The organism is Sphingomonas kyeonggiensis (assembly GCF_014196745.1).
Taxonomy (GTDB): Bacteria; Pseudomonadota; Alphaproteobacteria; order Sphingomonadales; family Sphingomonadaceae; genus Sphingomonas; species Sphingomonas kyeonggiensis.
This window is the reverse complement of sequence record NZ_JACIEH010000001.1, coordinates 1,293,752-1,317,226: the sequence shown is the minus strand read 5'-3', so window position 1 is coordinate 1,317,226 and position 23,475 is coordinate 1,293,752. Positions and strand designations below refer to the sequence as shown.

The following is a 23,475-nucleotide window of genomic DNA, read 5'->3' as shown; positions in this document are numbered from 1 at the left end:
TAGAACATACCGGATATTCGGTAAAGTCGGGCCGGCGCGAAAATCGGCACAACCTCGATTCAAAAAAGCGCTTTGGCTAGCCGTCAAATCCGCTAGACTGGTTGCAATGAATGCACCGGGGAAACTAGAAACCGCAAGCGCGACGAAACGCTTCCAGGCCAAGCGGGACGCAATCCTCGCCGCGGCTGCGGACGCGATCAACGAGCAGAGCGCCAAGGGGATGACCTTTGCCGACGTGGCCCGCCGCGTCGGCCTCAACACCACGTCGGTCACCTATTATTTCAAGCGCAAGGAAGACCTTGCCGCCGCCGCCTTCGAGCAGACGCTCGACCGGCTGGAGGCAATGCTCGACGATGCCGCCAGGGAGCCGACGCCCGAGGCTCGTGTAGCCCGCTATCTCAACGTCAACATGGAGCGGCTGGCCCGCATCCGCCGCGGCGAGGAGCGCGACTTCGCGATCCTCTCGGACCTGCGCGCCATGGAAGACCCGATCAAGCGCGAGCTGCTCGATCGCTGGCGCGGCGTGTTCCGCAAGACGCGCACGCTCTGGGGCCCGGCCGCCAGCCGCGCCGAGACCGATCTCCACGGCGCGCGTGCCCATGTCCTTCTCGAGAACACCTTCTGGCTCACCGCCTGGCTGCCCCGCTACGAAGTCGACGAATATCCCCGCGTCGAGGCCCGGCTGATGGACGTGTTCCGCACCGGCATCGCCGCGCCGGGCGAGGCCTGGACCCCGCACATGCTCGATCTGGAGCATGACGAGCCCGAGCCCGGTCGCGAGGCCTTCCTGCTCGCGGCCACCCGCCTGATCAACGAGCTCGGCTATCGCGGCGCCTCGGTCCAGAAGATCGCGTCGGAGCTGAACGTCACCAAGGGCAGCTTCTACCACCATCTCGATGCCAAGGACGATCTGGTGATCGCCTGCTACAAGCGCAGCTTCGACATCATCGCCGATGCCCAGCGCCTGGCTGAGGCGGCCGGCGGCACCCATTGGGAGCAGCTCGAAAGCACGATCGCCACGTTGCTCGACTATCAGTTTAGCGAGCGCGGCCCGCTGCTGCGCACCACCGCGCTGTCCGGCCTGCCGCCGCAGGTCCGCTCGACGATGATCGACCGCTCGAACCGCATCGCCCGGCGCTTCGCCGGCCTGCTGTCCGACGGCATCGCCCAGGGCTCGATCCGCGCGATCGACCCGCTGGTCGCCTCGCAGACGCTGATGGCGCTGCAGAACGCCGCCTTCGACATGCGCAAATGGGCGAGCACCATGGCCCGCGACAAGGCAGTGGCCTATTATGCCTCGACCATCGCGTTCGGCCTGTTCGACGATCGCGTGCTGGCGGGCTAGAGGGCCTCGGCCAGTTCCCCCGCCGCCTGCAGCCGCTCGACATCCTGCCGCGGCGGCGCGCCGAACAGCCGGCGATATTCGCGGCTGAACTGCGACGGGCTCTCATAGCCCACCGCGAACCCCGCCGACCCCGCGCTGGCGCCCTCGGCCATCATCAGCCGCCGCGCCTCCTGCAGGCGGAGCTGCTTCTGATATTCGAGCGGCGTCATCCGCGTCACCGCCTTGAAATGCGCATGCAGCGATGAGGGACTCATCCCCGCCGCGTCGGCAATGTCCTCGATCCGCAGCTGCCGGTCGAACCCGCTTCGGATACGCGCGATCGCCCGGCTGATCTGGCCGAGATGGCTGTCCCCCTTCGCCATGCGCCGCAGCGTCGCGCCGTGCGGCCCGGTGAGCAATCGATACAGGATCTCCCGCTCGACCAGCGGCGCCAGCGCAGCGCTGCTCTCGGGCCGGTCGAGCAGCTTGACCAGGCGGCAGGCCGCATCGATCAGGTCGGCATCGCCAGGGTAGGCCGCCAGTGCCGGCAGGTCGTGCTGCGGCCCGGCCTCGCCTTCCGCGATCATCAGGTCGGCCAACGCCGGCAGGTCCAGATCGATCTTGCAGCACAGATAGGGCGCGTCCGGGCTCGCCTCGAGCATGAGGCCGACCAGCGGCAAGTCGACCGACACCAGCAGATAGCGCGACGCGTCGTACACCACGTCATGATCGCCAAGCGATACGCGCTTCGACCCCTGGGCGATCAGGCAAAGCGATGCCTCATAGACCGAAGGGATCGGCAGGCTCGGCTGGTCCGCGCGGATCAGCGACAGCCGGCGGACCACGGTACCTGAAATCCCGGTTTCCGGCGTATGCCGTTCGATCAGCGTGGCAAGGGTTGCAATATCGTGCATGCTGCCTGCTTCCATCACACCGGAGAAGGGCGCAAGCTCCTTCATCCACATTTGGAGGATCGTGCAATCCCTTCGGGCGATCGCTCTACCGCCCGAACCCTTCCCTGCCCCAAATCCTGCCTCGTCATTCCAGACGAGAAGGAACGAACCATGACGGGACTTAGCGACAAGGTCATCCTCATCACCGGAGCCTCCAGCGGCATCGGCGAAGCCACGGTCCGCGAGCTGGCGGCGAGCGGTGCGAAGCTGTTCATCGGCGCCCGCCGCGGCGACCGGCTACAGGCGCTGGCGAACGAACTCGGCGCCAATATCTGCTGGCGCGAACTCGACGTCACGGACGCGGCCGACTTCACTGCCTTTGCCGACGCCGCCGAGGCGAAGTTCGGGCGGGTCGACGTGCTGATCAACAATGCCGGCGTGATGCCGCTCTCGCCGCTCGCTGCGCTCAAGACCGACGAGTGGAAGCGGATGATCGACGTCAACATCCACGGCGTGCTCAACGGCATCGCCGCGGTGCTGCCGCGCTTCGTGGCGCAGCACAACGGCCATGTGGTGAACGTCGCCTCGGTCGGTGCCCACCTCGTCCTGCCGACCGCGGCTGTCTATTGCGGCACCAAATATGCGGTCTGGGCGATCACCGAGGGCCTGCGCCAGGAGCATGACGACATCCGCACGACGATCATCTCGCCGGGCGTCACCGCCACCGAGCTCGGCGACGACATCACCGATCCGCAGGTTGCCGCGGCGCTCAAGGACTGGCGCCAGAAGTCGCTGACCCCTGACGCGATCGCCCGCGCGATCCGCTATGCCCTGGAGCAGCCAGATGGCGTGGACGTCAACGAAGTCATCGTCCGCCCCACCGCCGCCAACATGTAGAACCGGCCCGGGACCTTCTGGCGTCGTCCGAAGGTCCCGCTTTCGCGCCATTGATCTCCCGAAACAATTCGGCTAGTGGCGCCGCCGAAACCCCAAGCTCAGGAAAGGAGTGAGCCCATGCAGACCATTACCGCTCTCATCGCCACTTCCATTTTCCGAGTTCGGGAACACTGCACATGGGCATGCCCCTTGCAGGCGACTGTGATCGCCTGACCCTTTTCCGTGGCCCCAGCGCCACGGCTTCGCTCAATAGTTACATCCGCCGCCTGCCGTCTTTCCTCGTCTCCGGGGAGGTCCAGCCATGACCACGGCAAGCATCCACATCGTCGCCTCGCCCGAAAGCTGGATCGAGCAGGCTGCGATCGACCAGCTCCACCAGACCGCCGCCCTGCCCGGCATCGACGCGGTCGTCGGGCTGCCCGATCTCCATGCCGGGCGCGGTATCGCCGTCGGCGCGGCCTTCTGGTCGCGCGGGCTCGTCTATCCGCATCTGGTCGGCAGCGACATCGGCTGCGGCATGGGGCTGTGGCGGACGGCCATGAAGCTGCGCAAGTTCCGCCCCGACACTGCTGTCCGCAAGCTGCACGGGCTGGAGGAAGCGTGGGAGGGTGACGCATCCGCGCGCCTGGCGGAAGCGGGCCTCCCGCCCCTCCCCGTCGAAACGCTCGGCACGATCGGCGGCGGGAATCACTTCGCGGAGCTGCTGCGCTTCGAGGACGTGTTCGACGCGGACCTGTTCGCCGAATTGAACCTCGACGCGCAGATGGTCCAGCTGATGGTGCACAGCGGTTCGCGCGGTCTCGGCCAGGCGATCCTCGACCGGCACCGCACCCGCCACAGTGTCGGCGCCCTCTCCGCCGACACGCCCGATTGCGCGGCCTATCTGGCCGAGCATGACGATGCGGTCCGCTGGGCGGAGCTCAACCGCGCGGTGATCGCCGATCGGTTCCTCGATCGCCTCGGCACCGAGGGAGAGCGCCTGCTCGACATCTGCCACAACGGCGTCACTCCGCATCGGGGCGGCTGGCTGCACCGCAAGGGCGCGGCACCGGCGGACAAAGGACTGGTCGTCATCCCGGGCTCACGCGGCGACATGACCTATCTGGTCCGCCCCCGCTCGGGCGATCGGGCCGATGCCGCGCTCCACTCGCTGGCGCACGGCGCGGGTCGCAAATGGAGCCGCAGCGAGGCCCGCGACAAGCTCGCCCGCCGCTTCCGCATCGCCGATCTCGAACGCACCGCGCTCGGCAGCCGGGTGATCTGCGAGGATCGCGAGCTGATCTTCGAGGAGGCGCCCCAGGCGTACAAGGACATCCACCAGGTCGTGCACGATCTCGAACGGCACGGACTGGTCGATCTGATCGCCACGCTCCGCCCGCTCGTCACCTACAAGACGAGGCGCGCATGACCGAGCTAGTCCTCCACGTCTCCTCGGGCCAGGGCCCCAGGGAATGCGAATGGGTCGTCGAGCAGCTTGTCCACGCCTGGGCCCGCGAAGCCCAGGCGGCGGGCCTGGTCTGCGAGCCGGTCGAGCCTGTCACCGGACCTGCTGCATCGGTGCTGTTGCGGGTCTCCGGCGAGGGCGCACCCGCCTTTGCCGATGCCCGCACCGGCACGATACGCTGGATCGGCACCAGCCCGTTCCGGCCGCGCCACAAGCGCCGCAACTGGTTCGTCGGCGTCTCGCGCGCACCGACCATCGAGGAGGTTCCGGAACTCCGCGACATGGACATCACCTATCAGGCGATGCGCGCCTCCGGTCCGGGCGGCCAGCACGTCAACAGGACCGACAGCGCCGTCCGCGCCACCCACCTGCCGACCGGCCTTACCAGCTTCTCGCAGGACCAGCGGTCGCAACATGCCAACCGCGGCATCGCTCGCCTCAAGCTGGCGCTGCTGTTCGAGGCGCAGCGCGATCGCGGCGCAGCCTCCGGCAAGCGAGGCCTTTGGGACCAGAACCGCGCACTCGAACGCGGCAATGCGGTGCGCACCTATCGGGGAGAGAAATTCAGCCCGGTCTAGGCCGGCTTGCGCACCACCTTCTTCGGCTTGGGTCGCCTGAACCAGAAGGTCCACACCGCCAGGCTGCCGAGCAGCATCATCGTCAGCCCCGAAGCGGTGAGCAGCAGTCGGTAGAGCAGCCCGCCAACCTTGGCCGCGTGCACCGGATAGGCGCCGTTGAACACCTGTGCGCCCCTGGGCAGCGCCAGTGCGTCGATCGATCCCAGCACATGCCCGTCGGCGGCGTCGAACCAGATGTTCGAGCGGCCATTGGGCAGCCATTCCCCGGTGCGCTTCATCCGCACCAGGATCGGGTCGCCGGCCTTGCGCGGCAGCGAGAGGATGCGGATCTGCGCGTCGGGGAAGCGGGCATGCGCGGCCAGCACGATCGCGCGCCAGTCCGGATGCGCGGCCAGCGGCCCACTCTTCATCCTGGGCGGCTTCATCGCCGCGGCATCGGCCGAAGGCGAGGAGAAGGGCATGGTGATGATCGCCGCGAACGGCTTGAAGATCATCATCGTCCCCGTCACCGCCGAGAGCAGCAGCAGCGGCGCCATCACGATGCCCAGGTCGCGGTGCTGCATGACGATCATCGGCCGACTCAGCCGCTTGGGCCACAGCCGGAACTTAAAGGTCCTGCGCGTCCGCCACCACAGGATCGAACCGGTGATCACGAACAGGATCGCCGCCAGCCCGGCGATGCCGATCACCGTCTCGCCGGTATCGCCGGTGAACAGGTGATGGTGCAGGTCGAAGATCCAGATTTCCGGCCGGCTCCACTGGCTGTCCCAGCCCGTCACCACATTGCCCGCCTGGTCGGCATAGGCGCCCGCGCCCTTGGCCATGCGGATCTGGTGCAGCCCGAACCGGTCGCCGGCATAGGTGATGCCCTGCGCCTTGGGCTCAGCCATCAGCCTGGCGGTCGCCTCGGCGATCTGGTTCGTGTCCGCCACCCGCACATCGGCGGCATGGGGCAGCGTCAGCGACAGCCAGGTCTCCTCATGGACCAGGATCGCGCCGGTCAGCCCCATGATCGCCAGCACCAGCCCGAGCACGCCGCCGGTCCAGCGGTGCACCAGGTCCAGCCATCCCATCACGCCGCGTTGCATCAGAAACGATAATCCCAGCTCAGCGTGAAGGTGCGCCCGCGCCCGGCATAGAAGGTGGTGGGGTCATTCGGCAGGCGGGTATCCGAGCTATAGTCGATGTACATCTTGTTGAAGACGTTGGCGACGCTCAGGCTCAGCCCGCCCAGCTCCGTCTGGTAGCGGACATAGGCGTCGGTCAGCACATAGCCGCCGAAATCGTTCTTGTAGAGCTTCTGCGGATGCAGCGGGTTGGCATCGTCGATCGTCCGCGCCTTGCCGTCGAAGCGGCGCGACAGATAGAATTGCGTCTGCACGCGCGCGCTGAACGGTCCCCTGGCATAGTCCACCGCCAGGTTGACCCGGTCCGGCGAGATGTTGGTGCCGTCGAGATCGGTGTCGACCTTGCCGTCCGGCACAGTGTCCGCGTCATAGCGGCCATGGAGCGTGGCATAGCCCACGGTCGCCTTCAGCCCCGGCACCGGCAGCTTGACGCCCAGATTGACCTCGAGCCCCTGGATCTCCACCCGCTGGCGCTGCACGTCGAAGATGCCGGCGGCACGCGCGATCAGCAGCTGGCCCTTGTCACTCGACGACCAGAAATAGGTGACCGATCCGTCGAGCGGCCCGCGCTTCACCTCGACGCCAATCTCGCGGTTGTTCGAGACGATCGGCGAGATGTCGAGATAGTTGTCCAGGTCGACGCCCGTGACCTTGATCGCGCGGGTGATGCGGCCGATGTCGGGCACGGTGAAGCCTTCGGCATAGCTCGCATAGGCGCGGATGCCGGCCACCGGCTCCACGATCACGCCGCCGTTGAACAGCAGGTCCTCGAACTTCGGCTTGCCGCCGGCCACGGCGACGCCGCCATAGGTCGACGGGCCGCAGGTCGGCCCGGGCGTTTGCCCTGCCGCGCAGGCGACATAGGTGGTCGAGGCGAGTGTGCGGTAGTCGTCGATCTTGATCGCGACATTCTCGTAGCGCGCGCCACCGGCGAGACGCAGCTTGCCACCAAACAGCTTGAGATTGGCCTGCGCGAACGGCGCCAGGCTGCGGAAGTCACTCGGCGGCACCCACGCACGCCCCGTGGCGATCAGCCGCTGCTCGGTCTTGTCGACCAGCGCGTCGAAGCCCAGCGTCGCAGTCAGCGCCTCGAAGCCCGGCACCGCGCGCTCGTAGCTCAGCTTGGCGCCCAGCTTGCGCGAACGGTTCTCCGACTGGTCGAACAGCTTCGAGGTCGGATCGATCGCCGGATCCTGGAAGGTCGGGATCGGCGCGATCTCGCCGCCGAACGTGTCGTGCGTGCGGTTGAAGAAGAACTGGGCGATGAAGTTGCCGCCGCCGAGCGCGGTGTCGCTATAGGTCAGCGCCACGCTCTCGGTGCGGCTCGCCGCCGACTTGCCCGGCGCATCGCCGCGCACCGCGCTGGTCGGCAAGCCGGTGTCGCGATTGCCCGGCACCGCAATGTAATCGCCATCGCCCTTCAGCTCGAAGCGGCTGGCGATCAGGTCGATCCGCCCGGTCTCGCCCACCTGATAGCCGAGGCGCGAGAACAGCGAGACCGTCCTGGAATCCTGCGTTTCACCCTGGGTGAGATTGAGGCCCACCCGGCGCCCGTCGCCATCATGAAAGACGCCGCGCTTCTCGAACGCCGCGCCGAAGGTCGCATCGAAGCGACCCGACTTCCACTGGACCAGGCCGGCAGCCTTGCCGCCCAGCCCGTCCTTGCTGAAATCATTGTCCGCCGTGCCCTGGAGCAGCACGCGCCCGCTGATCCCCTCAGTCTTCGGCGCACCCACCGTCACCTGATTGACGATGCCGCCGGTGCCGCCGATCCCCTGCAGCGCGTTCGAGCCATAGATCAGTTCGACCCGGTCGATGAAGAACCCGTCGATCGTGAAGCCGTCGCGGCTGCCGTCGCGCATCGGGGTGGACTGCGGGATGCCGTTGATCGCGTAGAGCGGCGAGCGCCCGCGCAGGCTTTCGCCCGCGCCCGACAGCTTCTGCCGCGTCGGCGAGAAGGACGGCGTGAGGTTCGCCACCGCGTCGGTCACCGAGCCCGAGATCGCGATCTGCTGGTCGAGCCGCTGCTTGTCGATCACGTCGATGGTCAGCGGCAGCGCATTGGGCGGCAGCACCGTGCGCGCCGCGGTGACGACGATCGCCTCGTCGCCTTCGCCATCCTTTTGCGGCTCGGCCTGCTGGGCATGCGCGACCTGCGGCATGGCGACAGTGAGCGCCAGCAGCGGCAGGGAAAGCAGCGAAAGTCGCGCACGCACGGACATGATGTTGGGAACCCCCGAATTGGCGCCGCTCTCAGGCGGAACGGCTTGATCGGGGGTGCGGCTAGCAGCGCGGGGCTACTAATGCAAGTTAGTCGCAATAGCTCGGTAATTTGGTCCGGAACGGTCTCGATACTCGTTCGATCGCGCCGATTGAAACTTCACGGACATGCAACTGCCAATATGCTCGGCTCCACGCCCGGGGGAGCATGTCATGAAGCTGACGATCACCAACATCACCTGCGACAATCCCTGCTCGGGGATCCAGGACGATGATCTGTTCCTGCTCATCCAGGCCGATGGCGGCGTGCCCATGCGCTATCCGGTCGCGGGCACCGTCAGCATGGGCGCTGGCGACGAGATGACCCTGCCCGACGGCGGCTATGTCATCGACTATAGCTATGGCGTGGTCGTCACCGCTTGGGACCGCGATTCCTTCCTCTTCAAGAGCCTGGATTCGCCGGATTATCTCTTCAACATCAGCATTGGCGCGGGATCCACCGTCGGCGACCACACCCCCTTCACCAAGTATAATCACAACGGCGCCGAATACACCTTCACCACCTCCATCTCCCAGTAATCGCTTCGGCGCAGCCAAGGGTGGTCCCATGACCGATACCCAGCTTCAGAAGGATCTCGCCGCGGCAGCGGAGCATTTCGGGTTCGAAAAGCCAACGCTCGAACGGCGCGACGGCCCCTTGTCGAACAAGTCGGGAAAACGGCTCCCGCAGGGGCTCCGCGATGCCGCCGAGAAGGCGCTGGCCGCCTATCGCGCCTCGCCCGACCATGCCGAGCTGATGGCGGCGCTCCCGCAGCTGAGCCTCGCCGATCTGCACATCCGCTTCCAGAACGCGCTGGAGGGGCCGCATTTCGCATCGCTGCTCCAGGCGATGCGCCAGCCGGAAGTGCTGGAAATCGACACCGAGGATTTCTTGCCCCAGTCGATCTCGCTCGGGCTGATGGCCCAGGCGGTGCTGATCCTCGGGCTCAGCGGCAGCATCGGCTACGTGATCGACACCGATCTCAAGTCCGGTCTCTATGTCGGCGGCGCCTTCGACGCGGGGATCGACGCCGGTGTCGAGGGCGATGTCTGTGTCGGCTTCTGGAAGGAGAAGGTCGGCGATCTGGATGGCATCTATGTCGGCGAGGAAGTCGATATCGATGACGGCACCGGGGTCACCGAAGCCGCATTCCTCCACGACGACGAACTCGCTCTGGTCTTTGTCGGCGTGGATCTGGGCATCGACGACGGGATGGAGAATACCGACTTCTATTTCTTCGAGATGGAGATGGGCCGCGCCCCGATCTACCAGCCGGGCGACGCGACCTACCTCGCCCAGCTCATCACGATGACCTGCATCAACTCGAAGGACAATTACGACACGATCTATTTCGAGTTCTACGCGGACGGCGACGACAGCACGCTCTACCGCTACCCTGCCTGGGACGGCTATCAGATGTGCGAGGCGCAGGAGGACACGACCTTCAGCACCTGGACGGTCGGCCTGATCGCGAAGTTCAACACCTCGCTCACCCTCCGCCTGCATGTCGGCGACCACACGATGGACGATGTGACGGTTTACCCCAGCAGCTTTGGCGGGCTGCACGGCTCGATCACGCAGAACTGGGACGACAAGGTCGATGCGTTCGACGAGATCCAGTACTCGCTAGACATCCAGCTGATCCGCAACTGACGCCATGGGCGGGGGCGCCGGCGCTTCCCGGCGCCCGGCGGAGCAGCACGGCTCGCTCAGTCCTCGCCCGCTGCCCTGGTCGCTCGTCGCGCGGTGAGCGGCACCAGCAGCAGCATACCGGCGAGCATCCAGAAGGCCGTGCGCAGCCCCACGGCCTGGGCAACGACACCGATCCCGGCCGGGCCCGCCAGGATACCCGCATAGCCCAGCGTCGTGATCGCGCCGATCGCCAGCGCCGGCGGCATGTGCGTCTGCGCCCCGGCAAGGCGGAACAGCACCGGCACGATGTTCGATGCTCCTAGGCCGATCAGCAGGAAGCCGGCGAGCGCGATCGGCGCGACGGGCACGCTCAGCAGCACCACGAAGCCCACCACCGCGACGATGCCGCCGCCCACCAGGGTCCGATGGTCGCCCAGCCACGCCGTCAGCCGGTCGCCGAGCAGCCGCCCGACCGTCATGGCGATCGCAAACAGGATATAGCCGATCCCGCCCTGCGACGCGCCGACCATGCCCGTCTGTGTGATCAGCAGCGCGCTCCAGTCGAGCACCGCGCCTTCGGCCAGGAAAGTGATCATGGCGAGCAGCGCCAGCAGCAGCACGATGCCGTGCGGCCGCACGAACAGCGGCGCGTCCTCGGCCTTAACCGACGGCAACAGACGCGGCGCGGCAATCAACATTGCCACCAGCATCATCGCCGCGCAGATCAGGCTGCCCGTGAGCGCGCTGATCTTGAGCGACAGGAAGATCGTCATCAGCCCGGCTCCGGCAAAACCGCCGATGCTGAACTGGGCATGGAAGCCGGACAGGACCGGCTTATCCGCCGCACGGTCCACTTCGACCGCGTGCACGTTCATCGCCACGTCGAGCGAGCCGAGCGCCGCGCCGAACAGCAGCAACGCCAGGCCTAGGGTCAGCGGCGTCGCCGCGATGGTCAGCAGCGGCAGGACCACGGCCAGGGCGATGCCGCTCGTCACGATCACTGGCTTGCCGCCGTAGCGCGCGGTCAGCGGGCTGGTCGCCACCATTGCCAGGATCGAGCCGATGCCGATGCAGAGTAGCAACAGGCCCAGCATCGCGGAATCGATCTGCAGCCGCTCCTTGGCAAAGGGCACCAGCGGCGCCCAACAGGCGATCCCGAAGCCGGCGACGAGGAACGAGAGACGGGTGGCCAGCCTCGTGGCCGAACGGTTGGCGGAAATCATGCGATGCTCCGGGCGGTTCAGGCGGGTTCGGCGATCAGGATGGCGCCGCATCCCGCGGCATCGAGCGCAGCGCGCCGCGCCTCGTCCGCACTGGCCTCGATGACCAGCAGGTCGATCTGGCCGAGCCCCGCGACCCGGTGCGGCGCCTCCCGGCCGAGCTTGTCGTTGGTGACCAGCACCACCGTCCGCCGCGCGCTGGCGATCGCCGCGCGCTTGAAGGTCGCATCGTCGAGCCGTGCGCCCCCCACCCCGTCGTCGGAGACTGAGCAGGCGCCGAGGAACGCCCGGTCGAACCGCATCTGCACCAGCGCCTGCACGGCGACCGCATCGACGCAGCCGCCGATGATCGGGTCCGCCTCGCCGCCCAGCAGGATCAGCCGCAGGTCCTGCCGGCGAAGTACTGCCGCAGCGATGTAGACCGAATTGGTCGCGACGGTCAGGTCCGCATCCTCAGGCAGGAAGTCGACCAGCGCGAGGTTGGTGCTGCCGGCATCGAGGAACAGGAATTCGCCCGGCCGGATCGTCGTCGCCGCCGCACGGGCGAGAGCCCGCTTGGGCCCCTGGTCGCCCTCGATCCGCGCCGCCATCGGCACCGAGAGCGGCGAGATCGGCAGCGCCCCGCCATAGACGCGGCGGCAGCGCCCCTCGGCGGCGAGCGCGCGCAGGTCGCGGCGGATCGCATCCTCCGAGACATCGAATTCGGCGGCCAGCGCACCGGCCGAAACCGGCTGGCCGTCAGCGAGGCGCCCGGCGATCACTTCTCGACGGGCATTGGGAAGATCAACAGTCATGAATCGGCATTATCGTGCATGATTGCGCGAGTCAAATCGCACGATATTGCACGATTGACGCCGATCAGGATTACCGCGCCCGCGGTGTCTCGAACCGCAGTCCACCCCGGGCTTCGACCTTGATCGGCCCGCGCGGCTTGGCCGGCAGCACCGCCTTCACGCGCCCGAACACGCGCCGCGCCTCACTCGGCCGGCGCAGCTGCACGCACAGATTGGTCTCGCCTTCCCGGCCCCAGCGCTGCACCTCCACCCCGCGCACGCCGCGATCGCGCTTGAGCAGCGTCTGCACCCGGTCAAAGGCCGCGCGGTCGATCCCCATCGCATAGCTGGCGAACTCGACGCGAACCCCGCACCCGGGCGCAGCCAGGGCCGCATCCTGCGCTAAGGCAGAAGCCGGCGCGGCCAGCGCGAGAAAACCAAAGGCAGGCAGCAGGAACGAACGCATGGGCATCTCCAAATCGATGCCGCCTTCTCGGCCCGCCGCCCTGAACGCCGTCTGAAAATGAAACGGACCCGCGGATTTCTCCGCGGGCCCGTCCCACACCCCTTCCCCAGGGATTCAGAAACGCGAGCGTAGCGTGATGCCATAGGTCCTTGGTTCGGCGAGAAAGGCCGAGAAGATCTGCGAACCGCCCGGATAGCCCGGCGTCGGCGTGGTGCTCACCGCCTGGAACGGCGAGTTGAAGCCGACCTGCATGTAATTGGCCTTGGTGGCGTTCTGCACCCAGAACTCCAGCGCCCATTTCTGCTCGTCGCCGCTGATGCCGATACGGCCGTTCACCACCACGAAGCTGTCCTGCGCCTTTTGCGGGAACAGGTCCGAGCCGGTGTTGTAGTCGTCGGCCACGCGGGCATCGACATAGAACAGGCCGCGCAGCGACCCGCCGAGCGACGGCGTCCAGGCAGCCGAACCGGTCACCACCCATTCCGGCGCGTTGGAGAGCAGCTTGCCCGGCAGCACCCGCAGCGCAGGATCGAGCGGCGCACCCGTCTTCGAACCCACCAGGTTGTTGGCATATTTGGTCTTGGCGTAGGTCGCGCCGAAGTTGAAGTTCAGGTCGCGCACCGGCGACAGGCCCATTTCGACTTCGAAGCCGGTCGACACCACGCCCGGCTTGGTCTGGCCCGACGGGCAGACGCCGGTGGTCGCGCTCAGGTCGCGATCGCCGCCGTTCAGGCTCGTCTTGCAGCCATTGATGTTCTGGACGAGGTAGACCGTGCCGTTGAAGGTGTTCAGCTGGAAGTTGCTGAATTCCTGACGGAAGCCGGCGACGTTCAGGTTGAAGCCCTTCCCCGAGTACTTCATGCCCGCCTCATAGGCGTTCACCGTCTCCTCGTCGAACTGGAGCACATCGGCATAATAGCCGGCATTGGCCAGGCTGATCGGGAAGATCGGCAGCGGCTGGGCCGCGTTCGGGTTCTTGAAGGCCGAGCGATCGAGGTTGAAGCCGCCCGCCTTGTAGCCGCGCGAATAGCTCGCATAGACCATCACGTCGTCGCTCGGCTTGTACGACAGGATCGCCGTGCCGGTGAACTTGTTCTCCTTGCGGGTGTCGTTGAGCGTCAGCGCGTTGAGCGCCGAGGACGATCCGCCCTGGCAGCTCAGCGTGATGATGCCGCCGGCCAGCGGGGCCAGTGCCGCCACACCCATATAGGGCAGCAGGTTGGCCTGCTGCACCGGGCACACCGTGTTGGTGTTGTTGAAGTTGGCGTTCAGCTTCTTGGTCTCGTTGGTGTAGCGCAGGCCCACCGTGAGATCCAAGCCCTTGGCCACGTGGAAGATATTGTGGGTGAAGAACGCGAAGTTCGAGCTGGTCTGGTCGAAGTTCGACGTGTCGTCGCCGACATTGCGTACCGTGTCGAGCCGCTGCAGGCCCTGCACCATCGCCGATCCCGCCGCGCCCAGCGGCCCGAGCGTGTTGCTCAGCACCGCAACGCCGGTCGGCGTCAGGCAGCCGACATTGTTCGGATTGTAGAAGGCGCTGAACGAGCCATAGACCACACGGCACGCGGCGAAGCGGCCATAGTCGTTGCCGAACTTGAGCTCGCTCTTGGTGTCGAGGTCCTCGTGCGCGTAATAGCCGCCGACCAGCCAGTCGAGCTTGCCGTCCAGAGCTTCACCATGGAAGCGCAGTTCCTGGGTGAAGGTCTTGAAGTGGCGACCGCTCTTGGGGCCGAAATAGAGGATGTCGGCCAGGCCATAATCCGCATCGGCCGCCTGGGTGTTGTCATAGTCGCGATAGGCGGTGATCGAGGTCAGCTCGACGCTGCCCAGGTTCCAGTTCACTTCGCCCGAGAAGCCCCAGTCCTTGGTCTTGCCGGTGTAGGAGCGGTTGGCGCTGGTCGCGATGCGGCGCGAATAGGCGTTGTTATAGGCCGGGAAATACTGACCGAAGGTGGTGCCGGTGATCCCGGTCAGCACCGTCGCCACCGGCGTGCCCGGCGCGATCAGCCCGACATTGGTCGGCGACACGTCGGCCGTCGCATAGACGGCGGCGCAGCAATCTTCCTTGCGGTAACTGTAGTCGCCGATCAGCCGGACCGAGATGTCCGCGCTCGGTTGGAACAGCAGCTGGCCGCGGACGAGATAGCGATCACGATTGTTGATGTCGCGGCCGGTATTGACGTCGTTGTAGAAGCCGTTGCGCTTCGAATAGAGCCCGTCGAGGCGGAACGCGACCTGCTCGGAAAGCGGTCCGGTCACCGCGCCCTGCAGGCGCCAGGCGTCGTAATTGCCATAGGTCGCCTCGGCCATGCCGCCAAAGGTGAACTGCGGCCCCTTGGTGGTGACGCTGAGCATGCCGGCCGAGGCGTTGCGCCCGCCCAGCGTGCCCTGCGGGCCGCGCAGCACTTCGATGCGCTCGATCTCGCCGAGATCGTTGAGGCCAAGGCCGGTGCGCGAGCGATAGACGCCGTCGATGAAGGTCGCGACCGAGCTTTCGAGGCCCGGATTGTCGCCCACCGTGCCGACGCCGCGGATACGGGCCGAGGTGTTGGCATCGCTGCCGGTAGAGGATACCAGCAGCGACGGCGCGACCTGGTTGAGCGCGCGGATGTCGTTGGCGCCGGTGCGCTCGAGCTGGGTGGCAGTCACCGCCGAGACGGCGAGCGGGACATCGGCCAGCACCTGGGCACGGCCCTGGGCGGTGACGACGATCTCGTTGGGGTCGCTGGCACCCTGATCCTGGGCAGTTGCGTCGGCCGGCGGTGTCTGGGTGTCCTGGGCAAAGGCAGGAGCCGCAAGCGCGATCGAAAGCGCAGGAACAGCAACGCACGACAAAAGGCGTAACCGCATCATCATCATCTCTCCCACCACGGGCCAGAGCACTTTGTCGGCTCCATACCCTATCCTCGAATACTGACAGTTCCCCGAGGGACGTCAAGCAGAACAAAGGTTGCAAAAGGGGACTGAACTAGCAGTGTTGCGCAAATGTCATATTACTGGCGCGTATCCGTGCCCCTCTATCGAATCGATCTCCGAAAAATTCCATCGTCCGGGTAAATTTCTTCGCCTGGGCGGAAGTATCGGGGCGCGATGGCCCCATTTCCGTCATCCCGGCGAAAGCCGGGATCTCAGGCGAAGGCGCGAAATAACAACCTACGCGGAAGGAACCGCACGAGATCCCGGCTTTCGCCGGGATGACGATTGGGGCGCCCCTCCCGCCAGACTTCAATACCCGTTCAACTTCGCGAACCGGTCGCGATGCCACGAAGCATTGCCCCATTGCGTTTCCAGCACCCGCGCCCGCTTCAGATAGAAGCCCGCGTCATGCTCGTCTGTCATGCCGATGCCGCCGTGCAACTGGACCATCTCGCGGCTCACCAGGTGCAGCGTCTCGTTCGCCACCGCCTTGGCCAGGCTGACTTCCTGCGCGACATTGGCCCGCCCGCTGTCGATCGCCTCGAGCGCGCCCTCCACCGCCGATCGGCACAGCTCGAGCTCGGTGAACATCTTCGCCATGCGGTGCTGCAATGCCTGGAAGCTCGCCAGCACCTGGCCGAACTGGACGCGGGTCTTCAGATAGTCGTTGGTCTGGGCGAAGGCGCTCTCGGCCATCCCCAGCATCTCCGCCGAAGCCGCCGCCGCCGCACGGTCCGCGACATGGGCGATCAGTTCGACGCCGCCGCCCAGCGCCTCGGCCGGCGCATTGTCGAAAGTCACCTGCGCATGGCTGCGCGCGTCGGTCAGGTGACGCGGCGAACGCGTGACGCCCGCATCGCCCGAGACCAGATAGAGCCCGTCGGTCGCGGCCACCACGAACAGCTGCGCGCTGTCGCCTTCGGGCACGAACGCCTTCACGCCGCTGAGCCTGCCGCCCTCGACGCTGGTCGCGATTTTCGCAGGGTCGAAGCGCGGCCCCTCGTCGATCGCCAGCGTGGCGACCACTTCGCCCGCCGCGATCTTTGGCAGCCACGCCGCCTTCTGCGCATCGGAACCGCCCATCAGGATGGCGCTGGTCGCCGCAGCGGTGCTGGCCAGCGGGGTTGCGACCAGATTGCGGCCGAGCTGCTCGAGCACCAGCCCCAGCGAGACATAGCCCATGCCGGCCCCGCCCTGCGCCTCGGGCACCAGCACGCCGGTCCAGCCCATCTCGGCCTGCGCGGCCCAGGTCGCGGCGTCATAGCCCGCTGTCGGCGCCGCATCGCGCATCTTGCGAAAGGCGCTGACCGGCGCCTCGTTGTCCGCCCACTCCCGCGCCATGTCGCGCAGCATCGTCTGTTCTTCGGTCAGGATTGCCATTTCTTCTTCCTCTTCTCCCTCTCCCGCTTGCGGGAGAGAGTGTTGGGTCGGCCATGCCCCCGGCATGGTCTGAACAGCGCGGGGCGCTGTTCACCCTACACTGGGTGAGGGTGCGAGAGAGCGGCAAACACACCGTCCGAGGCACACTACTCACCCTCACCCAACCCTCTCCCGCAAGCGGGAGAGGGCTTTGAGTCATTGATGATCCAGCATCCCCAGGATGCGCTTGGCGATCACGTTGTTCTGGATCTCGGTCGAGCCGCCATAGATCGACACCGCCTTGCCGAAGAGCCAGGTCCGCACGTCCTTCAGCGCGTCCTCCTCGAACCCCTCGCCTTCCCAGCCCAGCCCCGCGAGGCCGCGGATCTCGATCAGCAGCTCGGAACGCTCCTGCATGATCCGCGCGCCGACATTCTTCATGATCGAGGTGGCGGCGCTCGGCCCCTGGTTCGACTTGGCCTCGAGCGCGGTGCGGCGCAGCGTCAGCATGAAGCTGCGCAGGTCCATCTCGTGCCGGGAGATCCGCGAACGCAGGTCCGCATCGGCGATGCGCCCCTCGGCATCGGTGCCGACATATTTCTTGGCGATCTGCCCCAGCGACGCGCCGGAGAACATCCGCCCCGCCGTCGATCCACCGCCCGACAGGCTGGAGCGCTCGTGCTGGAGCAGCCGCTTGCCGATCGTCCAGCCCTCGCCTTCCTGCCCCACCCGGTTGCCCTTGGGCACTTTCACATCGGTGAAGAACGTCTCGCAAAAGGGCGAGCTGCCCGAGATCAGCTGGATCGGACGCACTTCCACGCCCGGCGCGTCCATGTCGCACAGCACGAAGGTGATGCCTTCATGCTTCTTCGTCTTGTCCGTGCGGACCAGCATGAAGCATTTGTCCGCCCATTGCCCGCCGCTGGTCCAGGTCTTCTGGCCGTTGACGACATAATGGTCGCCATGATCCTCGGCGAAGGTCTGCAGGCTCGCGAGGTCCGAACCCGCACCCGGCTCCGAATAGCCCTGGCACCAGCGCACAATGCCCTTGGCGATCGCCGGGATATGCTCGCGCTTCTGCTCCTCGGTGCCATATTCCAGCAGCGTCGGGCCGAACATCATCACGCCCATGCCGCCGATCGGGTTCCAGGCGCCTGCGCGCTGCATTTCCTCCTGCAGCACCCGCGTCTCGGCCCGGCTCAGCCCGCCGCCGCCATATTCCTTCGGCCAGGTCGGCACACCCCAGCCCTTCTCGCCCATCGCCTTCTGCCAGGCATCCTCCTCGGGCGAGTTAGTATGCGGCCCCTCCACCGCGGACATCGCATTGTCCTTGCCCTTCAGGCTCGGCGGGAAATTCGCCGCGATCCATTCGCGGGCTTCGGCGCGGAACGCCTCCAGCGGATTCGCCGGCGCGTCGATATCGGGGGCCGTGGCCATAGTCTCTCCCGGGATTGTCTTCCTGCTTGTTTCGAATTTGCGGTATGGCTGACCCGACGTCAAGTCACCTCGCGCAATCCGCTCCGCCGCCCCGCCCAACAACCGTCATCCCGGCGAAAGCCGGGATCTCGCGCGGCTCTTTTCCCGCCATCGCCTGAGATCCCGGCTTTCGCCGGGATGACGAGTAGCAGCCACCCTGCTAAACCGCCTCCCCAAGAGGGGATACCAATGAAATTCGAACATCGCGCGGTGCCGATCGTATTGATCGCCGTGCTCATCGACGTGATCGGGTTCGGCATCGTCATGCCGGTGCTGCCGGCGCTGGTCACCGAGCTCGGCCATGTCGGGCTCGACGAAGCCACCCGGATCGCCGGCTGGATGCTCGCCGCCTTCGCCATCGCCGGCTTCTTCGCCGGCCCGGTGCTCGGCAATCTCGGCGATCGCTATGGCCGCCGCCCGGTCCTCATCCTCTCGATGGTCGCCTTCGCCATCGACTATGCGCTGATGGCCTGGGCGCCCAGCCTGTTGTGGCTGTTCGTCGGCCGCGTCATCGCCGGCATCGCGGGCGCCACCTTCGGCCCCGCCAGCGCCGTGATCGCCGACGTGACTCCGCCCGAAAAGCGCAGCGCCGTGTTCGGGATGATCGGCGCGGCGTTCGGCGTCGGCTTCATCCTTGGCCCGGCGCTCGGCGGAATCAGCGCGGGGCTGGGCCTGCGCGCGCCCTTCCTGATCGCCGCGATCTGCGCCGCGTTGAACGCGGTCGTGATGTTCTTCCTGCTGCCCGAGACGCTGGCCAAGGAGAACCGCCGTCCCTTCCGCTGGTCGGACGCGCACATCATCGGCGCCTTCCGTCCGCTCTTCCATGCCGGCAATGCCGGGCCCCTGCTGCTCGCCTGGTTCTTCTGGCAGCTCGCCGGCACCGTCTACCCGTCGACCTGGTCCTTCTGGGCGGCGATCCGCTTCGGCTGGGACGCGACCGCGATCGGCTGGTCGCTCGCCTATGTCGGTTTCCTCACCGTGCTGGTCCAGGCGCTGCTCACCGGCCGGACGATCAAGCGCTTCGGCGAGCGCGGCGCCGCGCTGATCGCGCTCAGTTGCGCGTCGTTCACCCTGCTTTCCTATGCCTTCATCCAGCAGGGCTGGCAGGTCTATGCCTTCTTCCTGATCGGCGCGTTCGGGGCCTTTGCCTATCCGGCGCTCAACGGCACGCTGTCGAACATGGTCGACGCCTCGCACCAGGGCGCGCTGCAAGGCGGCGTGTCGAGCATGAACAACGTCGCGGCGATCCTCGGCCCGCTGATCGCCACCCAGGCGCTGGCGACAGGCTCGCACCACGGCTTCGACGGCGCCGCCTTCCTCGTCGCCGGCACGCTGATGGCGCTGGCAGCGCTGATCATCGGCCTGTTCGTCCATATGCGCCCGACCTCGGACGCTACGGCACCCGCCCCAGAATGATTTTTCGAAAATTGCGTATGGTGTTGGCGGCGACGCTCTTCTAGCCTGTACGCAACAGGGAGGGGTTATGCGTACCGACGAGATGCTGGCCGGCGAATTCGCCACGGTCTCCGATCTGATCCGCGGCCATGCCGCCGAGCGGCCGGACAAGCCGGCGATGATCTTCGAGGACCGCTCGATCCCCTATGCCGCGCTCGACGCACTGCTCGATCGCCTCGCCGCGGCGCTCCAGCGCGAAGGAGTGGGCAAGGGTGATGCGGTCGCGATCCTCGCCGCGTCCTCGATCGAATATGGCGCCGCCTTCCTGGCCGCGCTACGGGCCGGCGGCGTCCCCGCCCCGCTGCAGCCCTCCGCGACCCCGGCCCAGCTCGCCGCGATGATCGGCGACAGCGGCGCCAAGGTGGTGTTCCTCGATGCGACCGGCGCCAAGGCACTCGGCGACGCACAGGTGACCGCCAAGATCGTCCGCCTCGAAGCGCTGGACGACTTCCTCGCCCCCGAAGACGCGACGCCCGAACCGGTCGAGATCGGCCCCGACGATCCCTTCAACATCATCTATTCCTCCGGCACCACAGGCACGCCCAAGGGCATCGTCCAGCCCCAGTCGATGCGCTGGATCCACATCGCTCGCGCGCCCGGCGGCTTCGGCAGCGCGGTGACGATGATCGCCACCCCGCTTTACTCGAACACCACCCTGGTCAGCTTCATCCCGACCATCGCCTGGGGCGGCACCGCCGTCCTGCTCGGCAAGTTCGACGCGCACGCCTTCGTCTCCCAGGCGGCGAAACACCGCGCCACCCACGCCATGCTCGTCCCCGTCCAGTATCAGCGGATCATGGCGCTGCCCGATTTCGACAGCTTCGACCTGTCGAGCTTCGTCCTCAAGACCTGCACCAGCGCCCCCTTCTCGCCGGCGCTCAAGGCGGACGTGCTCGCCCGCTGGCCCGGGCTGCTGGTCGAATATTACGGCATGACCGAGGGCGGCGGCACCACCGCCCTGGTCTGCAACATGCACCCCACCAAGCTCCACACCGTCGGCACGCCGCTGCCCGGCCAGGACCTCCGCCTGATCGACGAGGAGGGCAACGAAGTTCCCCAGGGCGAGATGGGCGAAGTCGTCGGCCGTTCCGGCGCGATGATGACCGGCTATCACGGTCGCGCCGAGGCCACTCGCGACGCGACCTGGCACGACGCCGAGGGCAACCGCTACATCCGCCACGGCGATGTCGGCCGCTTCGACGAGGACGGTTTCCTGATCCTGATGGACCGCAAGAAGGACCTGATCATCTCGGGCGGGTTCAACATCTACCCCTCGGACCTCGAGGCCGTGCTGATCGGGCACGACGGCGTGACCGACTGCGCCGTGGTCGGCATCCCGTCCGAGCAATGGGGCGAGACCCCGATCGGCTTCTACACCGGTCCCGGCGACGCGGCCGAGACCCTCGCCTGGTTCAACGCCCAGGTCGGCAAGACCCAGCGTCTCGCCGACCTGGTCCGGATCGACGAGCTGCCCCGCAGCGCGATCGGCAAGGTACTCAAGCGCGAGCTGCGTGACCGGTACGCCGCCGCATGACTCCACTCGCTTCGATCCTCGCCACCGCCACCCGTACCGCGACCGGCTTCACCACCTCGGTCCCGACCGACTGGATGCAGGGCCGCACCGCGTACGGGGGCTTGTCCGCCGCGCTCGCGCTCCGGGCGGCGCTGGAGGTCGAGCCCGACCTGCCCCCGCTCCGCTCGGCCCAGGTCGCGTTCATCGGCCCGCTCGCCGGCGACATCACCGTCACCGCGACCAAGCTGCGCCGCGGCCGCAACGCCGCCTTCCTCCAGTCCGACGTGACGTCCGATGCCGGGCTCGGCATGCGCGCCACCTTCGTGTTCATGGCCCCGCTCGCCTCGGCGCTCGACCATGACACCGCCCCGCGCGCCACCCAGGCGCCGCCGGCCCCGGATGCCGAGCTCTACACCGGCCCCGAGGACTTCTTCACCGGCAACTTCAACTTCCACGACCGGAGGGATGGCCTCGGCCCCGCCGAATGGCTCCGCTGGGCCCGCCTGCGCGACCACACCGGCCTCCACCCGTTCGTCGAGCTGATGGCGATCGGCGACGCGCTACCGCCGGCCGCGTTCAAGCTGCTCGAGGAGCGCCGCACCCCGCTCAGCTCGCTGAACTGGCAGATCAACTTCCAGACCGCGGAGCCTGCCACCACCGATGGCTGGTGGCTGCTCCACGCCCATGCCGATACCGCGCATCACGGCTATTCCACCCAGCGCATGGCGATCTGGAACGCGGCGGGGGAACCCATCGCCGAGGCGATGCAGGGCGTCGCGATCTTCGGCTGACACAATTTGCGACAGTTTCCCCCCGGCCTGACAAACCATTGCGACAGCCCCGGGCGAAAAGCTGAACCCTGACGGGGGCCATGAACCTCCGCGACCAAGGAGTTCAGCCCCGATGAAGAAGTTCCTCCTCGCCGCTACCTTCGCCGCGACCCTGACGGCGGTTCCGGCCCTGGCGCAGGACGCCCCGCGCGGCGGCGGCATGTTCGAGCGCCTCGACGCCAACAAGGACGGCGTCATCACCAAGGAAGAGTTCGACGCCGACGTGGCCGCGCGCTTCGCCCGGCTCGATACCAACAAGGATGGCAAGGTCAGCGAAGCCGAGCGCGAGGCCGCGGGCCGTGGCGGCGGCATGGGCATGCGCGGCATGACCGGCGACGTGACCCTCGCCGACATGCAGGCCCAGGCCCAGCGTCGCTTCGACCGGCTCGACGCCAATCACGACGGCAAGATCGACCAGGCCGAAATCCAGGTGATGATGGATCGCATGCGCGACCGTCAGGGTCCCCCGCCGGGCGGCTCCAACAACTGAGCCCCCGCAAACTGCCCGGGCGGGCTCCTGCCTCCTCGCCCGCCCGGGCACCCCTTCCCCTTGCCTTGCGCTGCGCCCATGACCTACGAACCCGACATGTCGGATACGCCGCACCTCCTGCTCGTCGAGGACGAGCGCTCGATCCGCGAGCCGCTCGCCCAGTATCTCACCAAGCAGGGCTTCCGGATCACCCAGGCCGGCGATGCCGAGGGCGCTCGCGCCCGCATGGCCGCCTATGCGATCGATCTCGTGGTGCTCGACATCATGATGCCCGGCGAGGACGGCCTGTCGCTCTGCCGCCATATCCGCGAGACCAGCGACACGCCGGTGATCCTGCTCACCGCCCGCGGCGAGGAGACCGACCGGATCGTCGGGCTCGAGATGGGCGCCGACGATTATGTCGTGAAGCCCTTCTCCCCGCGCGAGCTCGCCGCCCGGATCAAGGTGGTGCTGCGCCGTCTCCAGGCCGGCGGTACCCGCCAGCACGCGCCCGACGCGGGCAGCTTCGCCTTTGCCGGCTGGGTGCTCAAGACCGGCGAGCGCGCGCTGGTCGACCGGGAAGGCGTCTCGGTCCCGCTCTCGACCGGGGAGTACAACCTCCTCCACGCCCTGGTTACCCGCCCCCGCGCGGTGCTGACCCGCGACCAGCTGCTCGACCTGACCCAGGGCCGCGAAGCCGCCGCCTTCGATCGTGCGATCGACAACCAGGTCAGCCGGCTGCGCAAGAAGATCGAGATCGACGCCAAGAACCCGGCGATCATCAAGACCGTCTGGGGCGGCGGCTACACGCTGGCGGCGGAAGTGACGCGGCTGTGAGGTCCC

Annotated in this window: 20 protein-coding genes; 11 read left to right on the top strand and 9 right to left on the bottom strand. The window is 67.1% G+C overall.

Going from position 1 to position 23,475, the window contains the following annotated elements; all coding sequences use genetic code 11:
* Positions 1–106 precede the first annotated feature (106 nt).
* Positions 107–1,345 carry a TetR/AcrR family transcriptional regulator gene (locus GGR46_RS06275; RefSeq protein WP_183995572.1) on the top strand — a complete coding sequence of 413 codons (1,239 nt, stop codon included), beginning with the start codon at positions 107–109 and terminating at the stop codon, positions 1,343–1,345.
* Here GGR46_RS06275 and GGR46_RS06270 read toward each other — a convergent pair.
* Positions 1,342–2,238, bottom strand: a complete 897-nt coding sequence (locus GGR46_RS06270; protein WP_183995570.1) for an AraC family transcriptional regulator — start codon at positions 2,236–2,238, stop codon at positions 1,342–1,344. The two genes, GGR46_RS06275 and GGR46_RS06270, sit on opposite strands and share 4 nt — an antisense overlap.
* A 150-nt stretch (positions 2,239–2,388) precedes the next feature.
* Between GGR46_RS06270 and GGR46_RS06265 the strand changes: the two genes are divergently transcribed.
* From GGR46_RS06265 to prfH, 3 genes are all read left to right on the top strand, one after another.
* Positions 2,389–3,114 (top strand): SDR family oxidoreductase, encoded by a 726-nt coding sequence (locus GGR46_RS06265; protein WP_183995568.1) that lies wholly within the window; start codon positions 2,389–2,391, stop codon positions 3,112–3,114.
* A 301-nt stretch (positions 3,115–3,415) separates the two neighbouring features.
* On the top strand, positions 3,416–4,522 hold the full coding sequence (locus GGR46_RS06260; RefSeq protein WP_183995566.1) for an RNA ligase RtcB family protein: 1,107 nt from the start codon (positions 3,416–3,418) through the stop codon (positions 4,520–4,522).
* Positions 4,519–5,136 (top strand): peptide chain release factor H, encoded by a 618-nt coding sequence (gene prfH, locus GGR46_RS06255; protein WP_183995564.1) that lies wholly within the window; start codon positions 4,519–4,521, stop codon positions 5,134–5,136. The genes GGR46_RS06260 and prfH overlap by 4 nt, the downstream gene beginning before the upstream one ends.
* Here prfH and GGR46_RS06250 read toward each other — a convergent pair.
* Positions 5,133–6,209, bottom strand: coding sequence for a PepSY-associated TM helix domain-containing protein (locus tag GGR46_RS06250; RefSeq protein WP_183996819.1), 1,077 nt, complete (start codon positions 6,207–6,209; stop codon positions 5,133–5,135). The genes prfH and GGR46_RS06250 overlap by 4 nt on opposite strands.
* Before the next feature lie 14 nt (positions 6,210–6,223).
* Positions 6,224–8,485 carry a TonB-dependent receptor gene (locus GGR46_RS06245; RefSeq protein WP_183995562.1) on the bottom strand — a complete coding sequence of 754 codons (2,262 nt, stop codon included), beginning with the start codon at positions 8,483–8,485 and terminating at the stop codon, positions 6,224–6,226.
* Between the two features lie 211 nt (positions 8,486–8,696).
* Between GGR46_RS06245 and GGR46_RS06240 the strand changes: the two genes are divergently transcribed.
* Complete coding sequence (locus GGR46_RS06240) at positions 8,697–9,062, top strand: hypothetical protein (RefSeq protein ID WP_183995560.1); 366 nt, start codon at positions 8,697–8,699, stop codon at positions 9,060–9,062.
* A 28-nt stretch (positions 9,063–9,090) separates the two neighbouring features.
* On the top strand, positions 9,091–10,176 hold the full coding sequence (locus GGR46_RS06235) for a hypothetical protein (protein WP_183995558.1): 1,086 nt from the start codon (positions 9,091–9,093) through the stop codon (positions 10,174–10,176).
* 56 nt (positions 10,177–10,232) lie between these two features.
* On the opposite strand, the gene GGR46_RS06230 is transcribed toward GGR46_RS06235, so the two are convergent.
* From GGR46_RS06230 to GGR46_RS06205, 6 genes are all read right to left on the bottom strand, one after another.
* A complete protein-coding gene (locus GGR46_RS06230) occupies positions 10,233–11,378 on the bottom strand; it encodes an MFS transporter (protein WP_183995556.1) in 1,146 nt (381 codons plus the stop codon).
* Between the two features lie 17 nt (positions 11,379–11,395).
* Positions 11,396–12,169, bottom strand: a complete 774-nt coding sequence (locus GGR46_RS06225) for a DeoR/GlpR family DNA-binding transcription regulator (RefSeq protein ID WP_183995554.1) — start codon at positions 12,167–12,169, stop codon at positions 11,396–11,398.
* 70 nt (positions 12,170–12,239) lie between these two features.
* Entirely contained in the window at positions 12,240–12,614 is a 375-nt protein-coding gene (locus GGR46_RS06220; RefSeq protein WP_183995552.1) for a hypothetical protein, read from the bottom strand.
* 114 nt (positions 12,615–12,728) lie between these two features.
* Entirely contained in the window at positions 12,729–15,467 is a 2,739-nt protein-coding gene (locus GGR46_RS06215; RefSeq protein WP_343058043.1) for a TonB-dependent receptor, read from the bottom strand.
* Between the two features lie 372 nt (positions 15,468–15,839).
* Positions 15,840–16,910, bottom strand: a complete 1,071-nt coding sequence (locus GGR46_RS06210) for an acyl-CoA dehydrogenase family protein (RefSeq protein WP_183995550.1) — start codon at positions 16,908–16,910, stop codon at positions 15,840–15,842.
* Positions 16,911–17,105: 195 nt separating this feature from the next.
* Positions 17,106–18,326 (bottom strand): acyl-CoA dehydrogenase family protein, encoded by a 1,221-nt coding sequence (locus GGR46_RS06205; RefSeq protein WP_183995548.1) that lies wholly within the window; start codon positions 18,324–18,326, stop codon positions 17,106–17,108.
* A gap of 228 nt (positions 18,327–18,554) precedes the next feature.
* Between GGR46_RS06205 and GGR46_RS06200 the strand changes: the two genes are divergently transcribed.
* The 5 genes from GGR46_RS06200 (at position 18,555) to GGR46_RS06180 (ending at position 23,469) form a co-directional block, all read left to right on the top strand.
* The gene (locus GGR46_RS06200; RefSeq protein ID WP_183995546.1) at positions 18,555–19,781 is read left to right on the top strand and encodes a TCR/Tet family MFS transporter; all 1,227 of its coding nucleotides are present in this window, start codon (positions 18,555–18,557) and stop codon (positions 19,779–19,781) included.
* Between the two features lie 67 nt (positions 19,782–19,848).
* Positions 19,849–21,354, top strand: coding sequence for a class I adenylate-forming enzyme family protein (locus GGR46_RS06195; protein WP_183995544.1), 1,506 nt, complete (start codon positions 19,849–19,851; stop codon positions 21,352–21,354).
* On the top strand, positions 21,351–22,124 hold the full coding sequence (locus tag GGR46_RS06190) for a thioesterase family protein (protein WP_183995542.1): 774 nt from the start codon (positions 21,351–21,353) through the stop codon (positions 22,122–22,124). Before GGR46_RS06195 ends, GGR46_RS06190 begins: the two co-directional genes overlap by 4 nt.
* Positions 22,125–22,236: 112 nt before the next feature.
* Complete coding sequence (locus GGR46_RS06185) at positions 22,237–22,653, top strand: EF-hand domain-containing protein (protein WP_183995540.1); 417 nt, start codon at positions 22,237–22,239, stop codon at positions 22,651–22,653.
* A gap of 96 nt (positions 22,654–22,749) precedes the next feature.
* Entirely contained in the window at positions 22,750–23,469 is a 720-nt protein-coding gene (locus GGR46_RS06180) for a response regulator (RefSeq protein WP_183996815.1), read from the top strand.
* Positions 23,470–23,475 lie beyond the last annotated feature (6 nt).

Coding starts and splice junctions, on each gene's coding strand:
- GGR46_RS06235 (WP_183995558.1), top strand. CDS start 9,091: ATGACCGATACCCAGCTTCAGAAGGATCTCGCCGCGGCAGCGGAGCAT.
- GGR46_RS06260 (WP_183995566.1), top strand. CDS start 3,416: ATGACCACGGCAAGCATCCACATCGTCGCCTCGCCCGAAAGCTGGATC.
- GGR46_RS06215 (WP_343058043.1), bottom strand. CDS start 15,467: ATGATGCGGTTACGCCTTTTGTCGTGCGTTGCTGTTCCTGCGCTTTCG.
- GGR46_RS06200 (WP_183995546.1), top strand. CDS start 18,555: ATGAAATTCGAACATCGCGCGGTGCCGATCGTATTGATCGCCGTGCTC.
- GGR46_RS06250 (WP_183996819.1), bottom strand. CDS start 6,209: ATGGGATGGCTGGACCTGGTGCACCGCTGGACCGGCGGCGTGCTCGGG.
- GGR46_RS06230 (WP_183995556.1), bottom strand. CDS start 11,378: ATGATTTCCGCCAACCGTTCGGCCACGAGGCTGGCCACCCGTCTCTCG.
- GGR46_RS06270 (WP_183995570.1), bottom strand. CDS start 2,238: ATGCACGATATTGCAACCCTTGCCACGCTGATCGAACGGCATACGCCG.
- GGR46_RS06195 (WP_183995544.1), top strand. CDS start 19,849: ATGCGTACCGACGAGATGCTGGCCGGCGAATTCGCCACGGTCTCCGAT.
- GGR46_RS06240 (WP_183995560.1), top strand. CDS start 8,697: ATGAAGCTGACGATCACCAACATCACCTGCGACAATCCCTGCTCGGGG.
- GGR46_RS06245 (WP_183995562.1), bottom strand. CDS start 8,485: ATGTCCGTGCGTGCGCGACTTTCGCTGCTTTCCCTGCCGCTGCTGGCG.
- GGR46_RS06210 (WP_183995550.1), bottom strand. CDS start 16,910: ATGGCAATCCTGACCGAAGAACAGACGATGCTGCGCGACATGGCGCGG.
- GGR46_RS06185 (WP_183995540.1), top strand. CDS start 22,237: ATGAAGAAGTTCCTCCTCGCCGCTACCTTCGCCGCGACCCTGACGGCG.
- GGR46_RS06205 (WP_183995548.1), bottom strand. CDS start 18,326: ATGGCCACGGCCCCCGATATCGACGCGCCGGCGAATCCGCTGGAGGCG.
- GGR46_RS06180 (WP_183996815.1), top strand. CDS start 22,750: ATGTCGGATACGCCGCACCTCCTGCTCGTCGAGGACGAGCGCTCGATC.
- prfH (WP_183995564.1), top strand. CDS start 4,519: ATGACCGAGCTAGTCCTCCACGTCTCCTCGGGCCAGGGCCCCAGGGAA.
- GGR46_RS06275 (WP_183995572.1), top strand. CDS start 107: ATGAATGCACCGGGGAAACTAGAAACCGCAAGCGCGACGAAACGCTTC.
- GGR46_RS06225 (WP_183995554.1), bottom strand. CDS start 12,169: ATGACTGTTGATCTTCCCAATGCCCGTCGAGAAGTGATCGCCGGGCGC.
- GGR46_RS06265 (WP_183995568.1), top strand. CDS start 2,389: ATGACGGGACTTAGCGACAAGGTCATCCTCATCACCGGAGCCTCCAGC.
- GGR46_RS06190 (WP_183995542.1), top strand. CDS start 21,351: ATGACTCCACTCGCTTCGATCCTCGCCACCGCCACCCGTACCGCGACC.
- GGR46_RS06220 (WP_183995552.1), bottom strand. CDS start 12,614: ATGCGTTCGTTCCTGCTGCCTGCCTTTGGTTTTCTCGCGCTGGCCGCG.